The organism is Shewanella sp. (assembly GCF_013214165.1).
Taxonomy (GTDB): domain Bacteria; phylum Pseudomonadota; class Gammaproteobacteria; order Enterobacterales; family Shewanellaceae; genus Shewanella.
On sequence record NZ_JABSSM010000034.1, the window covers coordinates 24292 to 49550 of the forward strand.

Genomic DNA, 25259 nt, shown 5'->3' on the forward strand with positions numbered 1-25259 from the left:
GCTTTGTTTTAAACCTGTCGTATTAAGCAGGAACGCGGCGCATTATCTTTCCTTCATAACGTAGTGCTTGTGGATATGATTACAATAAAGAAAGGATTGGACCTGCCTATAGCAGGCGGACCAGAGCAAGTAGTCCATGATGGCCCAGCCATTAAACGTGTAGCTACTTTGGGTGAAGAGTATATTGGCTTACGCCCCACGATGAAAATCAAAGTGGGTGATAAAGTTAAAAAGGGCCAGGTGATCTTCGAAGATAAGAAGAACCTTGGTGTCAAATATACGGCTTTAGCAAGTGGCACAATTTCAGAAGTCAACCGGGGCGCACAACGCGTTCTGCAGTCAGTCGTCATAGATATCGAAGGGGAAGAGTGTGTCGCCTTTGCTAAATATAGTGCAGCAGAATTAGCGTCGTTGGATTCGCAGCTAGTTAGAGACAACCTTATTGAATCAGGGTTGTGGACAGCGTTGCGAACTCGTCCTTTCAGTAAAGCCCCAGCAGTAGATTCTACCGCTGCCGGCATCTTCGTTACCGCGATAGATACTCAACCCCTTGCAGCCGACCCTGAAGTGGTTATCGGTACGCAAAAAGATGATTTTGAGAATGGACTTAAGGTTCTGTCAAGATTGACTGAAGGTAAAGTATTTGTGTGTAAAGCGCCTGGAGCCGATATTCCAGCCGCCAACGCTCAAGTCGAAGAGTTTGCAGGTAAACATCCTGCGGGTCTGGTCGGTACACATATACATTTCCTACTTCCTGCATCGGTTAACAGAACGGTCTGGCATGTGGGTTATCAAGATGTCATTGCCATTGGTCAGCTATTTATTACCGGTGAATTAAACACTCAACGCGTTATAGCTATAGCGGGACCTAAGGCGAGTAAGCCAAGATTAGTGCGTACTCAACTTGGTGCTTCCTCTGCCGAATTAACTGCAAATGAAACCTTAGACGGTGAAGTTCGTGTCGTATCTGGCTCAGTTTTGAGCGGAAGGACTGCGACTGGGCCTCACGCTTATTTGGGTCGTTTCCATCTGCAGCTATCTATGCTCGAAGAAGGCAGGGAGCAGGAATTTATCGGTTGGGCTATGCCTGGCAGTGATAAGTTCTCAATCACTCGTTCTTTCTTAGGTCACCTCTCACCTTCTCGTCTGTTTAATATGACGACGAGTACCGGTGGTTCTGACCGAGCTATGGTGCCGATCGGTAACTATGAGCGTGTGATGCCTCTGGATATTCTTCCTACTATGTTATTGCGTGACCTAGTGTCAGGCGATACCGATGGTGCCGTTACCTTGGGCGCCTTGGAGTTGGATGAAGAAGATTTGGCATTGTGTACTGTCGTATGTCCGGGTAAGTATGACTATGCGACCTACCTACGTGACTGTCTAGATACGATCGTGAGGGAAGGCTAATGGGTTTGAAAGAGTTTTTTAAGGGTATCGAACCTCAGTTTGAAAAGGGCGGTAAATACGAAAAGTTTTACGCCGTTTTCGAAGCTGCATATACGGTTTTTTATACCCCAGGTCATGTGAACAAGGGCGCAACCCATGTTCGCGATAATTTAGACCTGAAACGTATGATGATCTTGGTGTGGGCATGTACATTCCCAGCCATGTTCGTCGGTATGTATAACGTAGGTTTACAAGCTCAAGATGCGCTTATTGCCGGTTTCTCTACACCAGATGTTTGGCAGGTTAGCCTGTTCGGTATGTTTGGTACTGAGCTCAATGAAAATTCAGGTATTTCGGCCCTGCTGTGGTACGGCGCCTGTTTCTTCGTGCCTATCTATGCGGTGACATTCGCCGTCGGTGGTATCTGGGAAGTGTTATTTGCCGCGGTCCGTGGTCATGAGGTTAACGAAGGTTTCTTCGTTACTTCGGTGCTGTTTGCATTGACTCTGCCGGCGACGATTCCTCTGTGGATGGTTGCGCTGGGTATCACGTTCGGTGTGGTTGTAGCCAAAGAGATCTTCGGTGGTACGGGACGTAACTTCCTTAACCCCGCACTGGCTGGTCGTGCCTTCTTATTCTTCGCTTACCCGCTAAGCATGTCTGGTGATACCTCTTGGGTTGCTGCAGACGGTTTCTCTGGTGCTACGGCACTGAGTCAAGCGGCTCAAGGCACATTAGAATATAGCTTCAACCAAAATTGGTGGGATGCCTTCCTAGGCTTCATTCCTGGCTCTGTCGGTGAGGTGTCTACCCTGGCTCTCTTACTGGGTGGCGCGGTGATCATATACGCACGTATCGCATCATGGCGCATCGTTGCCGGTGTGATGCTGGGTATGATTGCGGTTTCTTACCTGTTGAACTTTATCGGTAGTGACACGAATCCTATGTTCGCTATGCCTTGGTACTGGCACCTTGTTTTAGGTGGTTTTGCCTTCGGTATGATGTTTATGGCGACCGATCCTGTATCGGCTTCATTTACGAACTCGGCGAAATGGGGATACGGGATCTTGATTGGTGCGATGGCGGTGTTTATCCGTGTCGTTAACCCAGCGTTCCCTGAAGGCATGATGTTGGCCATCTTATTCGCCAACCTGTTTGCACCACTATTTGACCATTTTGTCGTCCAGGCAAATATCAAGCGGAGGATTGCACGTGGCTAGTAACAAAGATTCCTTTGGCAGAACCCTCTTTGTGGTGGTTGGTTTATGTTTCATCTGTTCAGTCTTCGTATCGACTGCAGCTGTAGTGTTAAGGCCAATCCAGATTGAGAATAAACTGCTGGATAAGCAAAAATACATTCTTGAAGCCGCCGGTCTCACTGCTAATAGTGAGGCACCTTTAACTAAAGACGAAGTACTTGCAACATACGACAAGTATGTTGTGGCTAGGCTTGTCGACTTAAAGACGGGTAACTGGGTTGAAGGTGATGCCGATTTATTCGACGCCGATAAGGTGTCGCGTGATCTGGCTAATTCATTTAAGCCCGAGCACGATGTCGCCTCGGTTAAGCGTGTAGCCAATACTGCGGTTGTCTATATCGTCAATGATGACGAAGGCCAACTAAAGACACTGATTTTACCGATTAAAGGCTACGGTCTTTGGTCGACCATGTATGCATTCCTGGCCATAGAGCCAGATATGAATACCATTCAGAGTCTGGTTTACTACGCATTTACCGGTTCGGGGGAGACTCCGGGTCTAGGTGGTGAAGTTCAAAACCCAATCTGGATGGCGAAATGGCATGGTAAGAAGCTTTATGATGAACAAGGTAACTTAGCGATTAAGGTCACTAAGAACCCGGTTGTTGCGGCTTCTGTCCACGGTGTTGATGCTCTGTCGGGTGCGACCTTGACGGGTAACGGTGTTCAATACTCACTTGATTTTTGGTTAGGTGAGGAAGGTTTTGCTCACTTTATCGAGAAACTTCGTAATGGAGGACTGAGCTAATGGCTAACGCTAAAGAACTTAAGCAGGTTCTATCGGGACCAATTGTTAATAACAACCCGATCGCCCTGCAAGTACTAGGTGTATGTAGTGCACTGGCAGTAACCAGTAAGATGGAAACTGCACTGGTGATGACCATTGCTTTGACTGCCGTAACGGCGTGTTCAAACTTGTTTATCTCTATGTTGCGTAATCACATCCCAAGCAGTGTACGTATCATAGTGCAGATGACCATCATTGCCTCCTTGGTGATCGTGGTTGATCAGGTGCTGCAGGCATATGCCTACGACGTGTCTAAGCAATTGTCGGTTTTCGTTGGTCTTATCATTACTAACTGTATTGTGATGGGCCGAGCCGAAGCTTATGCGATGAAGACACCGCCTATGATGAGCTTTATGGATGGTATAGGTAACGGCTTAGGCTATGGTGCTATTCTGCTATCTGTAAGTTTTGTCCGTGAACTCTTTGGTAATGGTTCGCTATTTGGTGTTGAGATATTGAGCAAGATTTCAGACGGTGGTTGGTATCAGCCGAACGGTCTGTTATTGCTACCACCTAGTGCGTTCTTCTTAATCGGTACCTTGATCTGGATCATTCGTACTGTTAAGCCAGAGCAAGTAGAAGCAAAAGGGTAAGCGCGATGGAACATTATATAAGTCTATTAATTCGTTCTATTTTTATTGAGAACATGGCTCTCTCTTTCTTCTTGGGAATGTGTACATTCCTAGCGGTATCGAAGAAAGTGACCACGGCGATGGGACTCGGTGTTGCCGTTATTGTGGTGCTGGCGATTTCAGTTCCCGTTAACCAGATCATCTATCAGGGGCTTTTGGCTCCAGGTGCTCTGGCTTGGGCTGGCGCACCGGATGCTGACTTGAGCTTCTTGAAGTTCATTACCTTCATCGGTGTTATCGCGGCGCTCGTACAGATCCTAGAGATGGTGTTGGATAAGTTCTTCCCGCCGCTCTATAACGCTCTGGGCATCTTCCTACCACTGATCACAGTAAACTGTGCCATCTTTGGTGCTGTCTCTTTCATGGTTGAGCGTGATTACAACCTAGTTGAGAGTATGGTGTTTGGTGTGGGTTCAGGAGTGGGCTTCGCATTAGCTATCGTCTTGTTAGCAGGTATCCGTGAAAAGCTGAAATATGCTGATGTGCCTGAAGGACTGCGTGGCTTAGGTATTACCTTTGTGACCGCGGGTCTAATGGCGCTTGGATTCATGTCGTTTTCTGGAGTGTCCCTATAAGCGGGACCCATAGGGTTCCTGTTTCGGACTGTTAAGGATAAGTTAATGGATATTCTTAAATCTACTCCACTCGAGGTTTACCTCGGTGTGAGTATGTTTACTGCTATCGTCTTAGGTTTGGTACTGATCATCTTGTTTGCCAAGTCAAAGTTGGTCAATAGCGGTGACATTACAATTAGTATCAATGATGATCCTGAGAAAGGCATCAAACTGCCTGCAGGTGGCAAATTACTAGGTGCATTGGCCGAGAGCGGTATTTTCGTCTCTAGTGCATGTGGTGGTGGTGGTACTTGTGGTCAGTGTAAAGTACACATTAAATCAGGTGGCGGTGATATTTTGCCAACTGAGTTGGATCATATCAGTAAAGGTGAGGCTCGTGAGGGCTGTCGTTTATCTTGTCAGGTAAGCGTTAAAACCGATATGGATATCGTCCTCGAAGATGAGATTTTTGGGGTTAAGAAGTGGGAGTGTACTGTTATCTCTAACGATAACAAGGCCACTTTCATCAAAGAGCTTAAGCTTCAAATACCAGGTGGTGATTCGGTTCCGTTCCGCGCCGGTGGTTATATTCAAATTGAAGCGCCTGTACATCATGTTAAATATGCAGATTTCGACATTCCTGCACAATACCGTGGTGACTGGGAGCACTTTGGCTTCTTCAAGCTAGAGTCTCAAGTAGAAGATGAAACAATCCGTGCATACTCAATGGCGAACTATCCTGAAGAGGCTGGTATCATCATGTTGAACGTGCGTATTGCAACACCTCCGCCACGCAATCTAACTCTGCCTTGCGGTAAGATGTCTTCGTACATCTTCAGCTTGAAAGAGGGTGATAAGGTCACTATTTCTGGTCCGTTTGGTGAGTTCTTCGCTAAAGAAACCAACAATGAGATGATCTTTGTCGGTGGTGGTGCTGGTATGGCACCTATGCGCTCTCATATCTTCGATCAGCTTAAGCGTCTTAAGACGGATCGTAAGATAAGCTTCTGGTACGGCGCGCGCTCTAAGCGTGAGATGTTCTATGTCGAAGACTTCGATGGCCTAGCGTCTGAGAACGAGAACTTCGATTGGCATGTTGCACTGTCGGATCCTCAACCTGAGGATAACTGGGAAGGCAAGACTGGCTTCATTCATAATGTTCTGTATGAAAGCTACTTGCGTGACCATGAAGCGCCGGAAGATTGTGAATTCTACATGTGTGGTCCTCCAATGATGAACGCGGCCGTTATCGGTATGCTCAAAGATCTTGGTGTCGAAGATGAAAACATCCTTCTGGATGACTTCGGTGGCTAATCACATCTGATACGCTTGAATCTTGAGATACTCGTATTCGAGTCTGAGACAGACAGTGAGGAGACATTCCTCACTGTCTTTAATCAAGCATCGAATAGCGCTTAAGTTTTATAGTGATAAGGATTTAGGTCAAAATGAACAAGACCTTAGTAAACTGGTTAGCCCTCCTATGGCTAGCCTTTTTGGTTTCTGGGTGCAGTAAATCAGCACCCGTTATTTCACTTTCCGGCAACACCATGGGCACGACTTATCACATTAAAGTGGTGTCGAGTCAGCAGCTTCCGGAAGCAAATCTACTGCAAGCTGAAATTGATCTCGCCCTAGAGAAGGTCAATGATCAGATGTCTACCTATCGGTCTGAGTCTGAGCTGTCACGCTTTAATTCCATGAATACTGAACAGACGGCGACGGTATCTAATGACACGGCTTTTGTTATTGCCGAGGGTATACATCTCTATGATGTGACGGACGGCGCACTGGATATCACCCTAGGACCTTTAGTGAACTTATGGGGGTTTGGACCCGATAAAAGGCCGATTAGCATGCCTTCCCATGAGGTTGTCGCCGCAGCTAAGGCGAAAACAGGTATGCAATACCTTCACCTCGATGGCAATAAGTTAACTAAGACTAACCCAGACTTATATGTGGACCTCTCATCGATAGCTAAGGGGTTCGGCGTCGATGTTGTGGCTGCAATACTGGATAGATATCATGTGTCTGGTTATTTGGTTGAAATCGGCGGTGAGCTCAGTGTATTTGGTAACAAGCTAGATGGCTCGCCTTGGCGCGTCGCTATCGAGCAGCCTGATGTTGACGACCGTGAGATCCAGCAGGTGATTGCCCCAGGTGACATGGCAATTGCGACGTCCGGTGATTACCGTAATTACTATGAAGAAGAGGGGCGTCGGTTCTCTCATCTTATCGACCCACGAGATGGCTATCCAATCGATCATAGATTAGCCTCTGTGACCGTGCTTCATAAGCAATCTATGGTGGCCGATGGCTACGCGACGGCCATGATGGTATTAGGTACCCAGAAGTCTCTAGCGCTCGCTAAGCAAGAAAACTTAGCCATCATGCTGATTGAGAAGCAAGACAGCGGCTTTAAAGTATTTTACAGTGATGCGTTTAAACCTTATGTGGATCAGTAGACTGTTACATCTTCTGGTTTAGTTTAAGACTGTTGTAGGCGTTAGATCCGCTCTCGCGTTATACCCTTAGGTTTGACAAGAGATCTGATGATATAATCGGCTCACGCTACAGTTGGAGTATATGATGAGTACATTTATTGCGGCATTTGTTGTTTTATTGCTGTTTTTTCTTTTGATGTCTATTGGCTATATCGTTAAGCGAACTGCCGTTGCGGGAAGTTGTGGTGGTTTAGGGGTATTAGGGATAGATAAGGCGTGCGATTGCGATGATCCTTGTGACAATCGTAAAGCCAAGATGGCCGCCGAAGACGAGAGACGTGAAAAACTCGCCAAAAATCGCATCATCTAGCCAAATTTAGCTATTAAACAACTCAAAGGTATCTTGAACTCAAGATGCCTTTTTTTATGCCTGTCATGATTTAGTTTACCTTTACCCTCGAATTTCACCTTCGCTAAAAAGAATGTAAATAAGAATGATTCTCATTATTAAGATGTTGAAATATAACGGTAATTGCATTTTTTTGGTTTATGTAATAGTCTCTCGAACTTGATTGGATCAAGTTTCATTATTAAGGGACGCAGAGATGAAAGGTCAACCTCAGGTACTCGCTCAGTTTAATAACATACTCACCTTCGAACTGACCGCCATAAATCAGTATTTTCTCCATGCCCGCATGTATAAAAACTGGGGCTTCGAAGAGCTGAATCATAAGTCATATAAGAAATCTATTCAGGATATGAAGCATGCCGATAAGTTAATTGAGCGTGTATTGTTCCTCGAAGGCTTACCGAATCTGCAGCAGCTGCAAAAACTCAGGATCGGTGAGCACTGCGAAGAGATGCTAACTTGTGATAAGGCCATGATTGAGGAGCAAATCTTGGCGCTTAGAGCTGCTATCGAGATTTGTGAGTCACTAAGAGATTATGTCAGTCGTGATCTACTCGCAGAGCTGCTCGAAGATGAAGAGGAGCACCTAGACTGGATCGAATCCCAGCAAGAGTTGATCTCATTAACCGGTACGCAGAATTACCTTCAGTCAAAAATTAATAAGTAAGAGGCTAGCAGATGAAAGGCAACCAAGAGGTTATCGATACACTCAACCAGCTGTTGACTGGCGAGCTGTCGGCAATGGATCAGTATTTCGTTCACGGTTTAATGTATGAAGACTGGGGGCTAAATGAGCTGCATACACGGATCTCCCATGAGTCAGATGATGAGAGAGTTCATGCTGGTAAGCTAGTGCAGCGTATTTTATTTCTAGAGGGCACTCCCGACGTCGCCAGTCGCGAGCGGTTAAATATTGGTAAGAATACTCAGGAGATGCTGCAAAACGATCTCAATTATGAGTATCAAGTCGCCGATAATCTGCGTCAGGCCATTGCCTTATGTGAACAGAAGCAAGACTATCAGACGCGTGAGATCTTAGCAGTCTTGTTAGAGGAGACGGAATCGGATCATATGTATTGGCTAGAGAAGCAGCTAGGACTGATAGGCAGAGTCGGTCTGCAAAACTATCTTCAGTCTATGATGTAATCTCGACGTCAGCCTAGAATAAACAGTATTGGACACTTAAGCAGAGGCGTTTGAGTGTCTTTTTCTTTTTGCCTTTAGTCCTCCAGCCCTTCTATACAGCTTGTATTCAGTAAAATTGGTTATCCTGATGCTATAGAAGCGAGAGGAAAGAAAATGACCAGGCAAAGAGACATCAGTTATACGCTAGCCCCAGCTAGCTGTCAGTTAAGAGAATCGTATACTGCGGTGGTTAACGCTCAGCTGCTGAAGATTGCTAGCCTAGAGCTGCAATTGTCACAGGTCAAAGCTGAGCGTCCACGTATAGGCGTCACCCCTTTGCTCAGTGACGAAGAAAGAAAGATGCTAAGTGAGCTGTTCTGATCCCGAACATTGGGTTAAGCAACCAAGGCCACTTTTATTTCCCTTAACATGTTTTGCCATTGTTTAGTTTTGATTTGCAACATGTAAAAAACACTTTTCACTATTTTGTCCCGCTTAACACTTCACACTTAGCGCAGTTCTGCTAGATTGAGGGTTAAGAATAAAAATAAATGAAAGGTATTCCATGAAGCAGCTAAAAAGCTCCCTCAGTCTCCAGCTTGTCTTTGCCATTGTCGGCGCATTAGCTATTTTACTCGCCATCGTTTCCGCCTTCCTTGTCAATGGTGAAAGTAACCGAACCCGTCAACAGATCGATGCCGATCTCTCCGCCTTAGTACAATTTAAATCTAACGAAGTGACCAGCTACTTTGTTGCCAAGGCAAAGGTGATAGACTCTGTGTTTGCCTCACCTCAAGTATTGAATTGGTTCAGTCAGTACCATAAGCGACTCAGTAACTTAGATCGCGATCTCGAGTATCAAAGTGTTATCCAATACTTCAAACATTTCTCCGATAGCGACAGTGATATTAAGTCGGTGTTCTTTGGCTCGGCGAATACTTTCGAGTATTTCGATCTCAATGGCCGATACAATGATGTGGACTATTACACCAACAAACGTCCCTGGTGGCAGGAAGGCATAGACAAGAATGTCATGTATGTGACCGATCCTGCGGTTGATGCCAACGATGGCTCTATCTCGGCGACGGTTAAATCTGTAATAAAGAATGCCAATGGCGAGTTTATCGGTATCGGTGGCATGGATATCTTGATCGATACCATAGGTACCGAGCTGTTAGCCAAGATGAAGTACCATGGTCAGGGTCAGGCATTCTTGATGACTCAAAGCGGGCAACTGGTGTACTTCCCAGGATTTACCCAGCAGTTCCAGCCTGGCTCTCAAGCGAGCAAGGTCGATAGCAATTTTAATGATACCCAAGGTTTTGGACAGCTGAGCCGCTTGATGAATTCGCAGGAGCGGGGCGTCGCCGAGGTGACTTTCAAGGGCGTACAACAAAGAGTCAGCTATGTCAGCGTAGGCGGTGATTTCCCGCTGCAAAAATGGCACCTAGCTTTCATGTTACCTAATGCTGTGATAGAAGCGCCAGTCAACGAGGCTATGGTCCATGCTAGTTTGCTTGCTGTGGTCATCATGCTCTTGGTAGGGGCAACAGTTTGGATGATGCTGTTACCCTTTAGGCGTCAGATCAATCGTTTACTCGAGGCGATGGAAGATATTGCTCAAGGTGATAGCGATCTGTCTAAACGCATTCATATGGACAGAGAAGATGAGCTGGGCAAACTAGGTGATGCATTCAACCGTTTCGCGGCTAAGGTGCAGGGGATGCTGGAGCAGACCCGCGCACTGACACAGAGAGTCGATTCCGGGGTAAGCGGTGCAGTCGCTATATGTGATGAGGCATTGCATTCGGTGTCGCGGCAGAAGCAGGAGATATCCAGCGTGGCAACGGCGGCCACTGAGATGGCCCATACCTCTCAGGAGATGGCCAAGAGTGCTCAACGCGCCAGTGAATATGCCGAGAAAGCCCAGCAGGAGTCTCGTGATGGGATGAAAATTGTCGCTAGGGCCACTCAAGGCATGCAGTCACTCTCCTCTCAGGTCATCGAGGCCGCTAAGGTCGTTCGTCATTTGAGAACCAGTTCGGAGCAGATTGGCGAGGTGCTCAGCGTGATCCGTGGTATCGCAGAGCAGACTAACCTGTTAGCACTCAACGCCGCCATCGAAGCGGCCCGCGCAGGTGAGCAGGGCCGTGGATTCGCCGTCGTCGCCGATGAGGTGAGAACTTTAGCCTCGCGGACACAAGACTCGACCGCTAATATTCAGGAGATTATCCTGTCCCTGCAACAAAATGCACACCAGGCAGAGCAAGTCATGGAGGAGGGGGTCGAACAGGCGAATCTGGGTCAGGAGCTGACCATACAGGTCGAAGAAGCCCTAACCGGGATAACCAGTGCCATCACGGCGATTCAGCAGCAGACGATAGAGATCACCTCTGCCATAGGCCAGCAGGCTGTGGTTGCCGAAGAGGTAGCCTGTAATGTGGAGAATGTTCGAGGCCTGTCCGATGATTCATTGGCATCGAGTGAAGCCCTGTCGGTGAGTCTGGCCGAGTTCCAAGGTGTGACTGAGGAACTGTCGAAGAATATACAGCAATTTAAGATCTAGCTGTGTGAATCTGGATGCCAGGCTCAGGCATAAGCATAAGAAGTTAACCCAAGTGGCAATCATCCTAATGCCAGTCATATATTGACTGGCATTTTGCTTTATTGTGCTTATTTAGGCTTTTCTGTCAGGTAATGCTCAACATACACACCTCCCAGTTAAACATTGTTACCTTGTGGCAAAAGTAATTTACTCATAAATAGGATTATCATTTTAATTTTGCGGGATATACTTATCCCATATTGACGAGGCTCGATGTCAGACAGTCGGTCTAGTATCTTTCTCTGGGATCGCTCCCATGATTTAACCTATTATATTTTGGAGCTAAAATGACAGCACAAACAATCAAATCTAAAGCGGCCGTAGCTTGGGCCGTTGGCCAACCTTTGTCTATGGAAATTGTCGATGTTATGCCACCACAAAAAGGTGAAGTGCGCATCAAGATAGTTGCCACTGGCGTATGTCATACCGATGCATTCACACTATCGGGTGATGATCCTGAGGGGATTTTCCCTTGTATTCTAGGTCACGAAGGTGGCGGCATCGTCGAGTCTATCGGTGAAGGCGTGACCAGCGTACAGGTCGGTGACCATGTTATTCCACTTTACACCCCTGAGTGTGGTGAGTGTAAGTTCTGTAAATCCGGTAAGACAAACCTGTGTCAGAAAATCCGTGAGACTCAAGGTAAAGGCTTGATGCCAGACGGCACCACTCGTTTTTCCAAAGACGGGAAAGATATCTTCCATTACATGGGCACCTCCACCTTCTCTGAATACACAGTTCTGCCTGAGATTTCGTTAGCTAAGGTCAATCCTGAGGCGCCGTTAGAAGAAGTGTGTTTGTTAGGCTGCGGCGTAACAACCGGCATAGGCGCGGTGATGAATACGGCTAAGGTCGAAGAGGGCGCAAGCGTTGCTATTTTCGGTATAGGCGGTATTGGCCTGTCTGCTGTTATTGGTGCGACTATGGCCAAAGCTGGCCGCATCATAGTTATCGATATCAACGAGAGTAAGTTTGCCCTGGCTCGTAAGCTTGGTGCTACCGATTTTATCAACCCTAAAGATTATGATAAGCCAATACAGGATGTCATCGTTGAGCTTACAGATGGTGGCGTCGACTACTCCTTCGAGTGTATCGGTAATGTGGATGTCATGCGCTCGGCGCTCGAGTGCTGTCATAAGGGATGGGGCGAGTCTGTGGTTATCGGTGTCGCTGGTGCAGGTCAAGAGATCTCAACCCGACCATTCCAGCTTGTGACTGGTCGGGTGTGGAAAGGTTCTGCGTTTGGCGGTGTTAAGGGGCGCTCTGAGTTACCTGACTACGTTGAGCGTTACATGGCTGGTGAGTTTAACTTAAGTGACTTTATCACCCATACTATGGGTCTTGAACAGGTCAATGAAGCGTTCGAGCTTATGCATGCAGGCAAGAGCATTCGTAGTGTGATCCACTTCGATAAATAGTCACTTTGACAAATCGTCACTTGGATAAATGCTCTCGAAGCGGATAACACAGCTTCGCCCTAGATTAATCAATCGTCCTACTGCTGTAATATTCTGCAAACCCGCTGTTTACAGCGATATTGCAGCAGTAATAAGGATAAATAATGACAGTAGAAAATCTCAGTAGTAATAAGATCTTTGGTGGCTGGAACACGCAATATAGTCACCAATCCACAAGCTTAAATTGTGCCATGCGTTTCGCCATCTACCTGCCACCTCAAGCATCGAATGGCCAGAAGGTGCCGGTACTTTATTGGTTATCTGGTTTAACTTGTAGCGATGAAAACTTTATGCACAAAGCGGGTGCCCAGCGATTGGCTGCTGAGCTCGGCATCGCTATCGTTGCGCCGGATACCAGTCCCCGTGGCAGCGACGTTGCCGACGATGAGGGCTACGATTTAGGTCAAGGTGCTGGTTTTTATGTCAATGCGACTCAGGCTCCGTGGAACAAGCACTACCAGATGTATGACTACATAGTCCATGAGTTACCCGCCTTGGTCGAGTCCATGTTCCCGGTGACCAATAAGCGTTCTATTGCCGGGCACTCAATGGGCGGACATGGCGCCTTAGTCATCGCCCTGAGAAACAGCGCTGCTTATCAGTCCGTTTCGGCTTTTAGTCCCATCAGCAATCCGATAAATTGCCCTTGGGGCAAGAAAGCCTTTAGCGCTTACTTGGGCCGGGACACATCGACTTGGTCCGACTATGATGCCAGCACCCTAATGCGTAACGCCTCTGAGGTGGATGGAGCATCATTTGTGCCTGCCCTCGTCAGCCAAGGAGAAGCGGATAATTTCTTAACCGAGCAGTTAAAACCTGAGACGCTGCAAGCTGCGGCTAAGGCGAGTGGCTATCCCCTGGTGCTTGACCGTCATGAGGGTTACGATCATAGCTACTTCTTTATCGCCAGCTTCATAGAGCAGCATCTGAGATTCCATGCTAAGCACTTGAATGTTATCTGAAGTGAAAGACTGTTGATTTGAGAACCTTGGATCATGCAGATATGTTCTTTATCGCCAGCTTCATAGAGCAGCATCTGAGATTCCATGCTAAGCACTTGAATGTTATCTGAAGTGAAAGACTGTTGATTTGATAATGCCACCGGGTTAACGACTCGATGGCATTGTTGTTTGTTTCTCGTTCCCTTGTCGTTCATTTCTAGTACAAATCCTCTCCTTTGGTCTCATTCTTATTGGATACTGTTTTTATATACAGTATAGTGGTGTGAGAGGGCTTCTGTTTAGAGAGTGTTTTGAAAGCTGCTTTGAAAACTAATTTGAAGAAAATTATTCATATCGATATGGACTGCTATTTCGCCGCAGTCGAGATGCGCGACTTTCCAGAGTTGAGGGGCAAGCCTATAGCTGTGGGTGGGCGCAGTGATCGCCGCGGGGTGATTAGCACCTGTAACTATGAGGCGCGGGTCTTCGGTGTCCGTTCGGCCATGGCCTCTGGCTATGCGTTAAAACTCTGTCCCGATTTGGTACTGGTACCTGGTCGCATGTCAGTTTACAAAGAGATCTCGTTGCAGATCCGTGAAGTCCTTGCTCACTATACCGACCTGATTGAACCCCTCTCTCTGGATGAAGCTTATCTGGATGTCACCGACTGCACTCAATGTCAGGGCTCGGCAACCTTGATAGCAGCAGCCATCAGGCAAGAGATCTTCGAGGTAACAGGTCTCACTGCGTCTGCCGGGATCGCGCCAGTTAAATTTCTTGCCAAGGTCGCCTCAGATCTAAATAAACCCAACGGGCAATATGTGATCACCCCGGATATGATCTCCCCTTTCGTGAAAAGCTTACCCCTGACTAAGATCCCTGGTGTGGGTAAGGTGACGGGCAAGAAGCTTGAGGATATAGGCCTTAAAACCTGCGGCGATCTGCAGGACTATCCACAGTCGGCCCTGATTGAGCGTTTCGGCAAGTTTGGCGCTGTCTTGATTGAACGATCTCATGGGATAGATGATCGCAGTATCTCGCCACACAGGGAGCGTAAATCTGTGGGGGTCGAGACCACGCTGGCGAAGGATATCTATACCCTGGAGCAGTGCCATGGTGTGATGCCTCAGCTTATTCAGGAGTTAGCGGCGCGCATGACACGCAGCGCCAAAGATCGCAGCATCAATAAACAAGTGGTTAAGCTTAAATTTAGTGATTTTAAACAGACCACCATAGAGCATAGGGCCGATGAAATGTCGGTGAAGCTCTTTTATGATCTGCTCGCACAAGCCCTGGAGCGTCAGCAGGGGAGAGGCATTCGTTTATTAGGCGTGTCGGTCGGCTTAGCGAGTCAGTCGGCGATTAACACCAGAGCGGCTGACAATGAAGTGAGAGAGTCGCAGATGGACCTAGAATTTTAAGATGTGACTAGGTACTAGGACAGAAATAGAGACAGGCATAGTTAATTGGAAATAGAGACAGGCATAGTTAATTGATGGATCAAGTGTCACCTACTAAGCTTTAGGTATTACTTGATATAGGAGGCTACTACTATGCCCCGTCCCCGAAATACTCAAATTAGTATTGAAGACACTTTATTCTACCATTGCTGCAGCCGAACAGTTCGTCAAGCCTTCATAGCGGGAGTCGATGATTTTACAGGGAAATCTTATGAACATCGACGAGGCTGGATTGAAACTCAGATACTCAATTTAGCTGGCGTGTTTGCTATTGATGTAGCGGCTTATGCGGTCATGAGTAATCATCTTCACCTGGTGCTGCGTATTGATATCGAACTTGCCAATAGGTGGAGTGACAGAGAGGTAGTAGAGCAGTGGCATCAAATATTTAAGGGCACAGAGCTAAGCCAGCAATTTGCCAAAGGTGAGGTGATCGAAGCCTATCAAGTCTCTCAATTGAAACACTTAATCGCCCAGTACCGGAGTCGATTAAGTGACATAAGCTGGTTTATGCGCTGTCTCAATGAGCCTATTGCCAGAAAAGCCAATCTAGAAGATAACTGCACTGGGCATTTCTGGGAAGGGCGGTTCAAAAGCCAAGCGTTACTCGACGAAACCGCGGTGCTGGCTTGTATGGCATATGTAGAGCTCAATCCCATACGGGCAAAGATGGCCAATACACCAGAAACTTCAGACTACACCAGCCTTAAAATGAGAGTAAAGGCAGCATTAAAAGGCCAACAGCCGGCAAAGCTACTGCCTTTTATTGGGGATGAACGACTCAATCAATCTAAAGGCATTAACTTTTCACTCGGAGATTATCTAGAACTTGTAGATGCAACGGGCAGGATTATTCGAGATGACAAGCGTGGTGCAATACCTTTAAGTGCATCTAAGGTATTGACTAGACTGAACATTTCAGCAGATAGCTGGATAAAACTGACTTCTGAATTTGGTAAATTATTTCATGGCCCTGTAGGAACTTTGCAAGAGCTCACTAGCTATTGTGAACATTTAGATAAGAGACGGCGGCACTTTGCTAAGTGTTGTCAATATCTAGAACCTAGCAGATAACTAGATACAATCAATTCACTTCCCCCCTTTTTTCCTCCTCAATCATTTGTGGTAACAGGTTATGCCTGAAAATCGCTATTTTGTCTTAAATATCCCCATTGTTTGAGTTTTACAGATTTAATATATGATGTTATCGGCAATAGCCAACGTTTAATCAAGTCGAGTTGAAACCTGATGCCATTGCTTGTTGAATTCGAGTTATATGATTGATTTATAATGGCTGGCTTGATTTTATTAGGCTTGATTTTATTGGCTTAGTGAGTCGGTCGGCGGTTAACACCAGAGCGGCAGACAATTGAAGTGAGAGAGTCGCAGATAGACCTAGAGTTTTAAGATGTAACTAGGTACTAGATTTGAGTTCCTAGGTACTAGCACCTAAGAACTCGACACCTTGTTTAGCCTTTCTCTGGAATGCGTTCCAGAACTGCTAATAGCAGCTTGTAGTACTGGCCTACAGTCTCTATGAGTACCTTCTCATCAGGACTATGTGGGTAGCGGATAGTTGGACCAATCGAGACCATGTCCATTTCAGGGTAAGGTTTCTTAAACAGTCCACACTCAAGACCGGCATGGATCACCATGATCACCGGCTTCTTGTTGTAGATGTCGTCATAGGTTTCACGCACCAGGGCCATCACGGGTGAGCTGTTGTCTGGCTTCCATCCCGGGTAAGCACCGCTGAACTCTATTTCGACGCCGGCTAAGTTTGTCAGTGAGGTTAATACGCTCTCAACTTCTTCACGACCTGAATCTATCAGTGAGCGAATTAAGCATAGGATCTCAACGCTCTGTGTTTCTGTGCTGATGACGCCGACATTTAATGAAGTCTCAGTAACACCTTCAACCTCATCACTCATGCGAACTACGCCATTTGGACAAGCATTGAGTAGGTCAACCAGCATATTCTGAGTATCTTCACTCATGACTTGCTTGGCCGCAGATACTTCGGCGAGTTCGAGTACCATATGGGGATCGGCAATGGCGAGCTCAGCCCTTATAAGCGCCTGAAACTCTTGGATCTGAGTCTCAAGTTTAGCGATATTTTCAGCGGGTAGCATAAAGCTGACACTGGCTTCACGGGGGATAGCGTTACGCAGAGAGCCACCGGTGAAGTTAGTTAACTCCAACGCCAAGTCATCGGCATGGTTAAACAGGAAACGGGCCAGCAACTTGTTAGCATTACCCCGTCCAAGATGTATGTTCACACCCGAATGGCCGCCTTTTAAACCCGATAGGGTCAAGGTGTATGTCGAGTTACTCGATTCTGGGGCTTGCCACACCATAGGCACACTGATCTGGGCATCCACACCACCGGCACAACCCATGTAGATCTCGCCCTCTTGCTCAGAATCTGTGTTAATTAGGATCTCGGCATCCAGATAACCGGCTTCCAGGCCAAAAGCGCCTGTCATACCCGCTTCTTCATCGATAGTTAACAGGACTTCCAATGGGCCGTGGGGGATATCATCTGAGCCTAAAACGGCTAATGCCGACGCCATGCCTATGCCATTGTCAGAACCCAGAGTCGTGCCCTGAGCCTTAACCCAATCACCATCCACGTAGGGAATGATAGGATCTTTCTCAAAGTCATGAACCTTATCTGAGTTCTTCTGTGGCACCATGTCGATATGGGCCTGTAGGACCACAGTCTTACGGTTTTCCATGCCCGGCGTGGCAGGTTTCTTGATGATGAGGTTACCGACTTTATCTTCAACAACTTCAAGTTGCTTATCTCGCGCCCAAGCTTGAATGTGCTCGCTGAGCGCTTGTTCATGCTTAGAAGGATGTGGGATCGCACAGATTTGATCGAACCACTGCCAGAGTGCTTGAGGTTGTAATTGGCTTATTGCTGTCACAGATAATTCCCCTGTTAAAAACGACTTGGAGGCTAAGTTTAACCGCATTCTATCACAGCTAAACGCCAAGATTATCAGACGAACTGTTTGCCTATGTAAAGACTGAGATACAAAGTTTCCAGCAATATTTTATCGGCACTTGGCATCGGCCTCACTTAAGTGAATAATGACTTTTAATGAATGCATTATTAAAGTGCGTAAAATTATAAAATATGTGTTCTGTAATGACGCATTTAAAACAGTATTTTATCTGCAACTTATAGAATCTAATGATACGATCTCACAAGCAGAAGGATGGTTCATGGCTCAGGTTAATTTTGTTGATGTACTCGATGATGACGCGATCTTCGAAGGCAGTGGTTGGGATGCTCTGGTGGTCGTGGCCACAGATATTAGTCAATCTGGTTTTGACGAGGTGACATTACTGGCGGAGCATGGCGCTAAGGTCGACAAACGCGTAGGACAATCGCCGACCCTGTTGTTTGCCCCTGGACTGGCTGGTGGTCGTTTGATCATCTCACCGGTGAAGAACAGTCAGGATGATTTTGAAGACGTGCGTATCTTTGCCGATGCAACGAGAGCGGGCATTAAGCTAGCCAAAGATGCCGGTGCTATTCGGCCTTTACTGGTTGTCGCCAGCGACAGTGATGAGCGCTATCAATTTTCTACCCAAGTCGCCGCCCTATCTTGTGGTCAGGAGTTGTGGCAATCCCTTGAGCGAAGAGAGAGCAGCGGTGATACTGCAGCATTCGAGGCTATAGGCCTGTTTAATTCGACCCAAGCCAGCCAGAGTCTGAATGCCATAGAGGCGGGCAGAAACTTAGCCAGAGACTTGTGTGGTACTGAGCCTGAGCGCATGTCTGCAGCGGCCTTTGCCGATTACTGTGTTGCTGCCTATCAAGATTCAGGTCTCAAGGTTTGTGTCGTTGAAGACCGAGATGTATTGGAGCGGGATTACCCCCTGCTCAGCGCCGTAGGCCGCTCCTCATTTGCAGTTTCCAGACATCAACCCCGTGTGGTTAAGCTTGAGTATGTTGGCGAGGGCGAGATAGAACATACCTACTTCTATGCGGGAAAAGGCGTTATTTATGATACTGGCGGCGCCGATATCAAGGTTGCCGGTGGCATGGCTGGCATGAGCCGAGACAAGGGCGGGGCTGCGGCAGTCGCCGGGTTGATGAAGACACTCTCCATGCTTAAGCCAAAGGGGATCCGTGTGGTTGCAGAACTTGGCTTGGTGCGTAACAGTATAGGCAGCGAAGCCTTCGTTACCGACGAGATCATCACGAGTCATGCGGGCGTTAGAGTCAGAATTGGCAATACCGATGCAGAGGGCCGTCTGGTGCTGGCAGATCTGCTGTCACATCTGAGGATCAAGGCAGAAAAATCTGTTAAGCCAGAGTTGTTTTCGGTGGCGACATTAACCGGCCATGTGGTGCGCTGCTTCGGCGGCTATACTGCCACCGTAGAAAATGCGGTGGCCAAGCAGGCGGGCGTGGCGGCTCGTATGGCGAACTTAGCTCTGTCCTGGGGCGAGCCTATCGAGCAGTCTGTGCTGCGTCGTGAAGATTTTGCCATGATAGTCGACCCATCGGGCGCGGCGGATATACTCTCATCCAATAATGGGCCGTCATCGATAACGGCTCGAGGTCATCAGTATCCGGCCGCTTTCCTCCTAGAAGCATCGGGTTTGAATGCTCATGGCCTGCAATCTGATAAGCCAATGGCCTTCACTCATATAGATATCGCGGGCAGTGCTACGGTCGGCCATCCGCTTTATGGTAGCCCGACGGCCACGCCACTGGTCGGTCTGTTTCAATACATGACCAATCACATGATCAGAAGATGATTGAGGAATATGTGATGGTTTATGGCTACCCGCAGCCATAAACCTATTTATTAATACTTACCGTCGAGTGGCTTATTTTTGTCATAAGTTTTCATTATGTCGCCAAAAATAGACTTATAGATTTAAAACTCACGACTCTGTTGTAAAATTACGCGTTTTAGCGTCGATACGGCCTGATTTTTACGTTTTATTAATCTAGATCAAATAATGGTTGTAATAAAACTACATATATCTATAATGACGGCATTGATTAGGCAGACAGCCTCTTTCAATAACGTCTATCCAGGAAGGATAATTCTCCAAGGAATCGAGCGACAAGTTGACTCTAGCGTGTTTTTTGTCTTTTAGAGGCCTTATCCGCTGACAATTAAGCATGAATGGTTAGAGTAATTTAATTACAACTTTGTTAGGAGTATTAACGATGTCTTATACTGGAATGCAGTACGTTTATTGGCAAAATACCTGGTTATGTCCCCAGACTTTGCGTGGCGGCTTGTACCCGATGAGCTTCAAGGGCTAACCCTCCTTGTTGTATCAGTTTCAAGGGCTAACTACCCTGTTATCTACTTCACTATCTTGAATATTGATTGATAACCATCCAGTTACCATCCATCAACCTTAATCCCTTTTTGGGGTCTTTAGACTCAAGAGGTTTGTTGTTAAGTTATTCAATTAAATGTTGAATATCTGAATGATTAGCCGGTGTAACTGTTAGCGCGGAAACTCTTTCCTTTCGGAACGCTTGAAATTAGTCGTTGCCTGCTCATTGAGCAGGCTTTTTTTTGCCTTTTATCCTGCATTTTATGGCGCAAGATGGCGGATCCAATCTAGCTGAATTCAGTTTGAAGACTTGCTGTCTTGCTGTGTTTGCCTTTCAGTGTTTGTTATTTAGATGGATTTCACTGACTATAGACATATTCAGATCACATGTTTCAAAATACTCATATTCAGGGATTGAACGTCATGTTAGAGAAACTATTTAAACTCAAAGACAACCATACATCGTTAAAACAGGAGGCGGTGGCTGGGTTAACCACATTTTTGACCATGGCCTATATTCTATTCGTTAATCCCATGATGCTTGCCGATGCGGGCATGGATCATGGCGCCGTGTTTGTGGCGACATGTCTGGCCGCGGCAATTGGTTGTTTGATCATGGGCATAGTGGCTAATTATCCCATCGCCTTGGCTCCGGGCATGGGTCTCAATGCCTTCTTCACTTATACCGTGGTTGGCGAGATGGGTTACACCTGGGAGACGGCGCTTGGAGCGGTATTCTTATCGGGTATTTGTTTTCTGATCCTCTCTTTGGTGAGAATACGAGAGTGGATAGTCAACAGTATTCCTATGTCTTTGAGGCTTGGCATCGCCGCAGGAATAGGCTTATTCCTCGCTCTGATTGGTTTGAAAAGTGCCGGGATAGTGGTGGCGAGCCCTGTGACTCTAGTGACCATGGGAGATATCACCGCGTTTCCTGCCGTGATGGCGGCGCTGGGCTTCTTCTTGATCATCGCCATGGTGCAACGGGGGATGAAATCGGCTGTGGTGGTGAGTATTCTGTCCATTACCATTCTTGGATTGCTGTTTGGCGACGTGCAATATACCGGGGTGCTTGCTATGCCTCCCTCCATCATGCCGACTTTTATGAAGATGGATCTTGCCAGTGTGCTAGATATCAGCATGTTATCGGTTGTATTTGCCTTCTTGTTTGTCGACCTGTTCGATACCTCAGGTACCTTAGTCGCCGTGGCGCAGCGAGGCGGATTCCTGGATGATAAGGGCCGTCTGCCCAGGCTTAAACGCGCATTAACAGCCGACAGCACGGCCACCATAGCCGGTGCCATGTTAGGTACTTCGACAACGACCAGCTATATCGAGTCAACTGCGGGTGTCAGTGCTGGTGGCCGTACGGGCTTAACCGCTGTGGTGGTTGGTTTTCTTTTCTTACTCTCGCTATTTATCTCACCACTGGCTGGCATGGTGCCTGCCTACGCTACGGCGGGGACTCTGTTTTATGTGGCGATTCTGATGATGTCAGGCCTGATCCATGTGGAGTGGGAAGACTTGACCGAAGCCGCACCCGTTGTCGTGGTCTGTATCTTGATGCCACTGACATTTTCTATTGCGACTGGGATAGCCATGGGGTTTATTTCCTACGCGGTGATCAAGTTGATTAGTGGTCGTTATAAAGATCTCAGTGTCGGCGTAGTGGTGTTGGCCGCACTCTTTATCGCGAAATTTATCTATGGCTAACAGGGAGTCAAAGTCGAAACTAAAGTGAATATTGATGATTAAAATTAATTGAAGATCATACAGTGTATGGCCTTTATTTATGATTTTTATTCACAATGGCATGGTTTTAACGCTTCTTTTACCCAGCTGACTACCATTTGTCCTCAGGATTGGGTATAACGCTAAGTTCGGCTCTTTTTTTATAATGATAATGAATTTAAGTGAGATTGGTTACCGCCGCGTAGTGGTAAAATTGGGCACGAGTGTACTGACATCCGGCAGTAAGCAGCTAGATAAGGCACACATGGTCGAGTTAGCAAGGCAGATGGCGACGCTGATGAAAGCGGGCGTCGAAGTCGTCTTGTGTACTTCGGGGGCGATAGCGGCAGGGCGAGAACACTTAGGTTTCCCTGAACTTGCCGATACGCTAGCCAATAAACAACTATTGGCGGCCGTTGGTCAGAGTCAGCTTATTCTAGCCTGGTCACAACTTTTCAGCATCTATGGCTTACACGTGGGCCAGATGCTGCTCACTCGCGCCGATCTTCACGATCGGGAGCGCTACCTCAACGCCAGAGATACACTCAATGCACTGCTCGCTCATGGCATTATACCCATCATCAATGAGAATGATGCGGTGGCGACCAATGAGATTAAGGTGGGGGATAACGATAACCTCTCGGCTAGAGCGGCGCTGCTTTGTGATGCAGACCTGCTTATCTTGTTAACGGATCAGCAGGGCTTATTCGATGCCGACCCTCGCTCAAATCCCGATGCCAAGCTTATCAAGCAAGTGGTCAATATCGATGACAGCCTGCGCATGTTAGCCGGCGGCGCCGTGTCTGGTCTGGGAACCGGTGGCATGGCGACCAAGCTACAAGCGGCGGATATTGCCCGCCGGGCAGGCGTCGAGGTGGTTATTGCCTCGGGTCATCATCCCCAGGTGATACAAAAATCTGTCTGTAAGGAGCCCGTAGGCACTCATTTCACCGCGTTGGAAAACCCGCTGGAGAGCCGTAAACAGTGGATTTTAGCGGGCCAAGCCACTAAAGGTAAACTGGTGCTCGATCGAGGTGCGGTATTGGCAGTGACGCACAAAGGACGAAGCTTACTCTCTAAAGGCATTATTGAAGTGCAGGGAGAGTTCGAACGCGGGGCGACTCTGCAGCTTATTGACCGTGACGGTAAAGAATATGCCAGAGGCATGAGCCGTTATAGCGCTAAAGATCTTATCAAGATAGCGGGGGAGCATTCAGACGATATCGAGTCTCTGCTCGGCTATGACTATGGCGATGCCATCGTGCATCGCAACGATATGGTCGTTCTTTAAAACGAAAGTGAATGGATCTAAGCGACGGATCCTTCGGCAATTTAGGATGAAGAGACGTGATAGAGAATAATCTAGTAGATATACAGGCACTCGGTCAGCAAGCCAAACAGGCTAGTTATGCACTTGCGGCTCTAAATGGACTTCAAAAAAAGGCTTTGCTTGAAGCCATTGCGGCTAAGTTGCATGAAAAACGTGATGTTATTGTCGCTGCTAACGCAAAAGATGTGGCGGCCGCGAAAGAGAATGGCCTCAATGATGCTATGGTCGATCGTTTGTTGCTGGATGAGCCCCGCCTCAAAGTCGTGATTGCAGATATCGATAACGTGATAAACCTGAGCGATCCCGTCGGCACCGAGCTCGAGAGCCAGCTACTGGACAATGGTCTGCGTCTATCCCGTCGTCGGGTGCCGCTCGGGGTCATCGGCGTGATCTACGAAGCGCGTCCCAATGTTACCGTCGATATCGCCGTCTTAGCGCTTAAGACGGGCAATGCCGTGATATTGCGCGGCGGCAAGGAAACCTTGCAGTCGAATCTGGCCTTGAGTGACGCCATTCGCGAGGCTGTGGTCGAGCAGGGATTACCCGCCGATGCGGTGCAGCTGATTAAAAGTCCGGATCGTAGCCTGGTTTCGGCGTTGCTTAAGCTGGATAAATATGTCGACATGATAGTGCCTCGCGGTGGTCCAAATCTGCAACGTTTATGTGCAGAACAGGCGACGATACCGGTGATTTTGGGCGGCGTTGGCATCTGCCATCTCTACGCCGATAAAGATGCCGATATTGACAAGTCTATTCAAGTCATTGCCAATGCTAAGGTCCAGCGTCCTACCGTGTGTAATGCGCTGGATACGGCATTAATCCATCGAGATATCGCTGCTGAGATGTTACCTCAGCTGTATCAGACGCTTGCAGCATTAGGTGTGAGCTTTTATGGCTGCGACAAGGCCATGGCTATTGCAGAAAAGCAAGGGCTGATAATCGAGACCGCAACCGAAGAAACTTATGCCCAAGAGTGGTTATCTCTGAGGTTAGGCATCAAGGTTGTCGATGATATGGATGGGGCGATAAGTCATATCAGAACCTATTCCAGTGGGCACTCGGAAGGGATATTAACCGATAACATTCACGCCTCGGCTGAGTTTATCAATCAGGTGGACTCGGCAGCTGTTTATGTCAATGCCAGCACCCGCTTCACCGATGGCGGCCAGTTTGGCCTTGGCGCCGAGGTGGCGGTAAGCACCCAGAAACTCCATGCTCGTGGTCCCATGGGGCTGGAAGCCTTGACCACTTACAAGTGGATCGGCGTCGGTGAATATACCTCACGGAGCTAATTTCGTAGTGAGAAGCTGCTTGGAGTGAAGCTGGATTACATTTTTGTTTTAGCTTCTGGCTGAGTTGGTATTGGGAAATGAGTTTTAACTTTTACCTTCATGGTTATCTAACGCTTCCAAGCGGGGGATGTGCACTCTTTACTTTGAGAAGGTTCTGCGAGTCGGTGAATATGGCGTAGCCATGTGCCTCTCGTTCGAAGAGTATCACTTGGTGATACCTCACCCTGTTTTGGAAGCTCGCTGCCGCATCTACACCTGCTGATTTACAAGATAAGTTGTCGCTTCGATTTTAGAGTGTGTGTTATTGCTAGTGTGAGAGGCTTAATCATGGCTCGCACCATGCATTCGCTACTTTGAACTTGGGGGCATTAAAAGTATCAACAATCTTATGGGTGTCCACTTATCACGCTTGCATCAAAATCATCACCTTGATACTTTAAGTTAAAATAAATCATCGCCTTATATGCCATTTATCACTCACAATGTCAGCACTGGTATGTGGTCAATGGCTTCATTTTTATGATG

21 protein-coding genes are annotated in these 25259 nt (G+C 47.4%); 20 read left to right on the forward strand and 1 reads right to left on the reverse strand.

The window, feature by feature from the left end:
• Nucleotides 1-75 precede the first annotated feature (75 nt).
• From HRU42_RS11660 to HRU42_RS11735, 16 genes are all read left to right on the forward strand, one after another.
• Nucleotides 76-1410, forward strand: a complete 1335-nt coding sequence (locus HRU42_RS11660; RefSeq protein WP_295031316.1) for a Na(+)-translocating NADH-quinone reductase subunit A — start codon at nucleotides 76-78, stop codon at nucleotides 1408-1410.
• Entirely contained in the window at nucleotides 1410-2609 is a 1200-nt protein-coding gene (locus tag HRU42_RS11665; RefSeq protein WP_295031318.1) for an NADH:ubiquinone reductase (Na(+)-transporting) subunit B, read from the forward strand. Before HRU42_RS11660 ends, HRU42_RS11665 begins: the two co-directional genes overlap by 1 nt.
• The gene (locus tag HRU42_RS11670) at nucleotides 2602-3396 is read left to right on the forward strand and encodes a Na(+)-translocating NADH-quinone reductase subunit C (RefSeq protein ID WP_295031320.1); all 795 of its coding nucleotides are present in this window, start codon (nucleotides 2602-2604) and stop codon (nucleotides 3394-3396) included. The genes HRU42_RS11665 and HRU42_RS11670 overlap by 8 nt, the downstream gene beginning before the upstream one ends.
• The gene (locus tag HRU42_RS11675; protein ID WP_144045339.1) at nucleotides 3396-4028 is read left to right on the forward strand and encodes an NADH:ubiquinone reductase (Na(+)-transporting) subunit D; all 633 of its coding nucleotides are present in this window, start codon (nucleotides 3396-3398) and stop codon (nucleotides 4026-4028) included. Before HRU42_RS11670 ends, HRU42_RS11675 begins: the two co-directional genes overlap by 1 nt.
• A 5-nt stretch (nucleotides 4029-4033) precedes the next feature.
• On the forward strand, nucleotides 4034-4642 hold the full coding sequence (gene nqrE, locus HRU42_RS11680) for an NADH:ubiquinone reductase (Na(+)-transporting) subunit E (RefSeq protein WP_295031322.1): 609 nt from the start codon (nucleotides 4034-4036) through the stop codon (nucleotides 4640-4642).
• A gap of 45 nt (nucleotides 4643-4687) precedes the next feature.
• Nucleotides 4688-5935 (forward strand): NADH:ubiquinone reductase (Na(+)-transporting) subunit F, encoded by a 1248-nt coding sequence (gene nqrF, locus HRU42_RS11685; protein ID WP_295031324.1) that lies wholly within the window; start codon nucleotides 4688-4690, stop codon nucleotides 5933-5935.
• A 134-nt stretch (nucleotides 5936-6069) separates the two neighbouring features.
• Nucleotides 6070-7086: an FAD:protein FMN transferase gene (locus HRU42_RS11690; protein WP_295031326.1), complete on the forward strand. Its 1017-nt coding sequence runs from the start codon at nucleotides 6070-6072 to the stop codon at nucleotides 7084-7086.
• A gap of 124 nt (nucleotides 7087-7210) precedes the next feature.
• Nucleotides 7211-7435 (forward strand): (Na+)-NQR maturation NqrM, encoded by a 225-nt coding sequence (nqrM, locus tag HRU42_RS11695; RefSeq protein WP_295031328.1) that lies wholly within the window; start codon nucleotides 7211-7213, stop codon nucleotides 7433-7435.
• A gap of 235 nt (nucleotides 7436-7670) precedes the next feature.
• On the forward strand, nucleotides 7671-8141 hold the full coding sequence (gene bfr, locus HRU42_RS11700) for a bacterioferritin (protein ID WP_295031331.1): 471 nt from the start codon (nucleotides 7671-7673) through the stop codon (nucleotides 8139-8141).
• 11 nt (nucleotides 8142-8152) lie between these two features.
• The gene (gene bfr, locus HRU42_RS11705) at nucleotides 8153-8620 is read left to right on the forward strand and encodes a bacterioferritin (RefSeq protein ID WP_295031333.1); all 468 of its coding nucleotides are present in this window, start codon (nucleotides 8153-8155) and stop codon (nucleotides 8618-8620) included.
• 153 nt (nucleotides 8621-8773) lie between these two features.
• A complete protein-coding gene (locus tag HRU42_RS11710) occupies nucleotides 8774-8980 on the forward strand; it encodes a hypothetical protein (protein WP_295031334.1) in 207 nt (68 codons plus the stop codon).
• 184 nt (nucleotides 8981-9164) lie between these two features.
• A complete protein-coding gene (locus tag HRU42_RS11715) occupies nucleotides 9165-11165 on the forward strand; it encodes a methyl-accepting chemotaxis protein (RefSeq protein ID WP_295031336.1) in 2001 nt (666 codons plus the stop codon).
• 326 nt (nucleotides 11166-11491) lie between these two features.
• Nucleotides 11492-12622: an S-(hydroxymethyl)glutathione dehydrogenase/class III alcohol dehydrogenase gene (locus HRU42_RS11720; protein WP_295031338.1), complete on the forward strand. Its 1131-nt coding sequence runs from the start codon at nucleotides 11492-11494 to the stop codon at nucleotides 12620-12622.
• Nucleotides 12623-12765: 143 nt separating this feature from the next.
• Nucleotides 12766-13623 (forward strand): S-formylglutathione hydrolase, encoded by an 858-nt coding sequence (gene fghA / locus HRU42_RS11725; protein WP_295031340.1) that lies wholly within the window; start codon nucleotides 12766-12768, stop codon nucleotides 13621-13623.
• Between the two features lie 314 nt (nucleotides 13624-13937).
• Nucleotides 13938-15023 carry a DNA polymerase IV gene (gene dinB, locus HRU42_RS11730; protein WP_295031342.1) on the forward strand — a complete coding sequence of 362 codons (1086 nt, stop codon included), beginning with the start codon at nucleotides 13938-13940 and terminating at the stop codon, nucleotides 15021-15023.
• Between the two features lie 132 nt (nucleotides 15024-15155).
• The gene (locus HRU42_RS11735) at nucleotides 15156-16136 is read left to right on the forward strand and encodes a transposase (protein WP_295031344.1); all 981 of its coding nucleotides are present in this window, start codon (nucleotides 15156-15158) and stop codon (nucleotides 16134-16136) included.
• A gap of 395 nt (nucleotides 16137-16531) precedes the next feature.
• Here HRU42_RS11735 and HRU42_RS11740 read toward each other — a convergent pair whose 3' ends face one another.
• Complete coding sequence (locus tag HRU42_RS11740) at nucleotides 16532-17992, reverse strand: aminoacyl-histidine dipeptidase (protein WP_295031346.1); 1461 nt, start codon at nucleotides 17990-17992, stop codon at nucleotides 16532-16534.
• 301 nt (nucleotides 17993-18293) lie between these two features.
• On the opposite strand from HRU42_RS11740, the gene HRU42_RS11745 reads away from it, so the two are divergent.
• The 4 genes from HRU42_RS11745 to HRU42_RS11760 all read left to right on the forward strand — a co-directional run bounded on the left by HRU42_RS11745 (nucleotide 18294) and on the right by HRU42_RS11760 (nucleotide 24734).
• The gene (locus tag HRU42_RS11745) at nucleotides 18294-19841 is read left to right on the forward strand and encodes a leucyl aminopeptidase family protein (protein ID WP_295031348.1); all 1548 of its coding nucleotides are present in this window, start codon (nucleotides 18294-18296) and stop codon (nucleotides 19839-19841) included.
• 963 nt (nucleotides 19842-20804) lie between these two features.
• The gene (locus HRU42_RS11750) at nucleotides 20805-22094 is read left to right on the forward strand and encodes an NCS2 family permease (protein WP_295031350.1); all 1290 of its coding nucleotides are present in this window, start codon (nucleotides 20805-20807) and stop codon (nucleotides 22092-22094) included.
• Nucleotides 22095-22284: 190 nt separating this feature from the next.
• Entirely contained in the window at nucleotides 22285-23403 is a 1119-nt protein-coding gene (gene proB / locus HRU42_RS11755) for a glutamate 5-kinase (protein WP_295031353.1), read from the forward strand.
• Between the two features lie 56 nt (nucleotides 23404-23459).
• The gene (locus HRU42_RS11760; RefSeq protein ID WP_295031351.1) at nucleotides 23460-24734 is read left to right on the forward strand and encodes a glutamate-5-semialdehyde dehydrogenase; all 1275 of its coding nucleotides are present in this window, start codon (nucleotides 23460-23462) and stop codon (nucleotides 24732-24734) included.
• The last annotated feature ends 525 nt before the right edge of the window (nucleotides 24735-25259 follow it).

Excerpts from the sequence above, each read along its gene's own strand:
- HRU42_RS11660 (WP_295031316.1), top strand. The coding sequence starts at position 76 with ATGATTACAATAAAGAAAGGATTGGACCTGCCTATAGCAGGCGGACCA.
- HRU42_RS11665 (WP_295031318.1), top strand. The coding sequence starts at position 1,410 with ATGGGTTTGAAAGAGTTTTTTAAGGGTATCGAACCTCAGTTTGAAAAG.
- HRU42_RS11675 (WP_144045339.1), top strand. The coding sequence starts at position 3,396 with ATGGCTAACGCTAAAGAACTTAAGCAGGTTCTATCGGGACCAATTGTT.
- nqrE (WP_295031322.1), top strand. The coding sequence starts at position 4,034 with ATGGAACATTATATAAGTCTATTAATTCGTTCTATTTTTATTGAGAAC.
- nqrF (WP_295031324.1), top strand. The coding sequence starts at position 4,688 with ATGGATATTCTTAAATCTACTCCACTCGAGGTTTACCTCGGTGTGAGT.
- HRU42_RS11690 (WP_295031326.1), top strand. The coding sequence starts at position 6,070 with ATGAACAAGACCTTAGTAAACTGGTTAGCCCTCCTATGGCTAGCCTTT.
- nqrM (WP_295031328.1), top strand. The coding sequence starts at position 7,211 with ATGAGTACATTTATTGCGGCATTTGTTGTTTTATTGCTGTTTTTTCTT.
- bfr (WP_295031331.1), top strand. The coding sequence starts at position 7,671 with ATGAAAGGTCAACCTCAGGTACTCGCTCAGTTTAATAACATACTCACC.
- bfr (WP_295031333.1), top strand. The coding sequence starts at position 8,153 with ATGAAAGGCAACCAAGAGGTTATCGATACACTCAACCAGCTGTTGACT.
- HRU42_RS11710 (WP_295031334.1), top strand. The coding sequence starts at position 8,774 with ATGACCAGGCAAAGAGACATCAGTTATACGCTAGCCCCAGCTAGCTGT.
- HRU42_RS11715 (WP_295031336.1), top strand. The coding sequence starts at position 9,165 with ATGAAGCAGCTAAAAAGCTCCCTCAGTCTCCAGCTTGTCTTTGCCATT.
- HRU42_RS11720 (WP_295031338.1), top strand. The coding sequence starts at position 11,492 with ATGACAGCACAAACAATCAAATCTAAAGCGGCCGTAGCTTGGGCCGTT.
- fghA (WP_295031340.1), top strand. The coding sequence starts at position 12,766 with ATGACAGTAGAAAATCTCAGTAGTAATAAGATCTTTGGTGGCTGGAAC.
- HRU42_RS11735 (WP_295031344.1), top strand. The coding sequence starts at position 15,156 with ATGCCCCGTCCCCGAAATACTCAAATTAGTATTGAAGACACTTTATTC.
- HRU42_RS11745 (WP_295031348.1), top strand. The coding sequence starts at position 18,294 with ATGGCTCAGGTTAATTTTGTTGATGTACTCGATGATGACGCGATCTTC.
- HRU42_RS11750 (WP_295031350.1), top strand. The coding sequence starts at position 20,805 with ATGTTAGAGAAACTATTTAAACTCAAAGACAACCATACATCGTTAAAA.
- proB (WP_295031353.1), top strand. The coding sequence starts at position 22,285 with ATGAATTTAAGTGAGATTGGTTACCGCCGCGTAGTGGTAAAATTGGGC.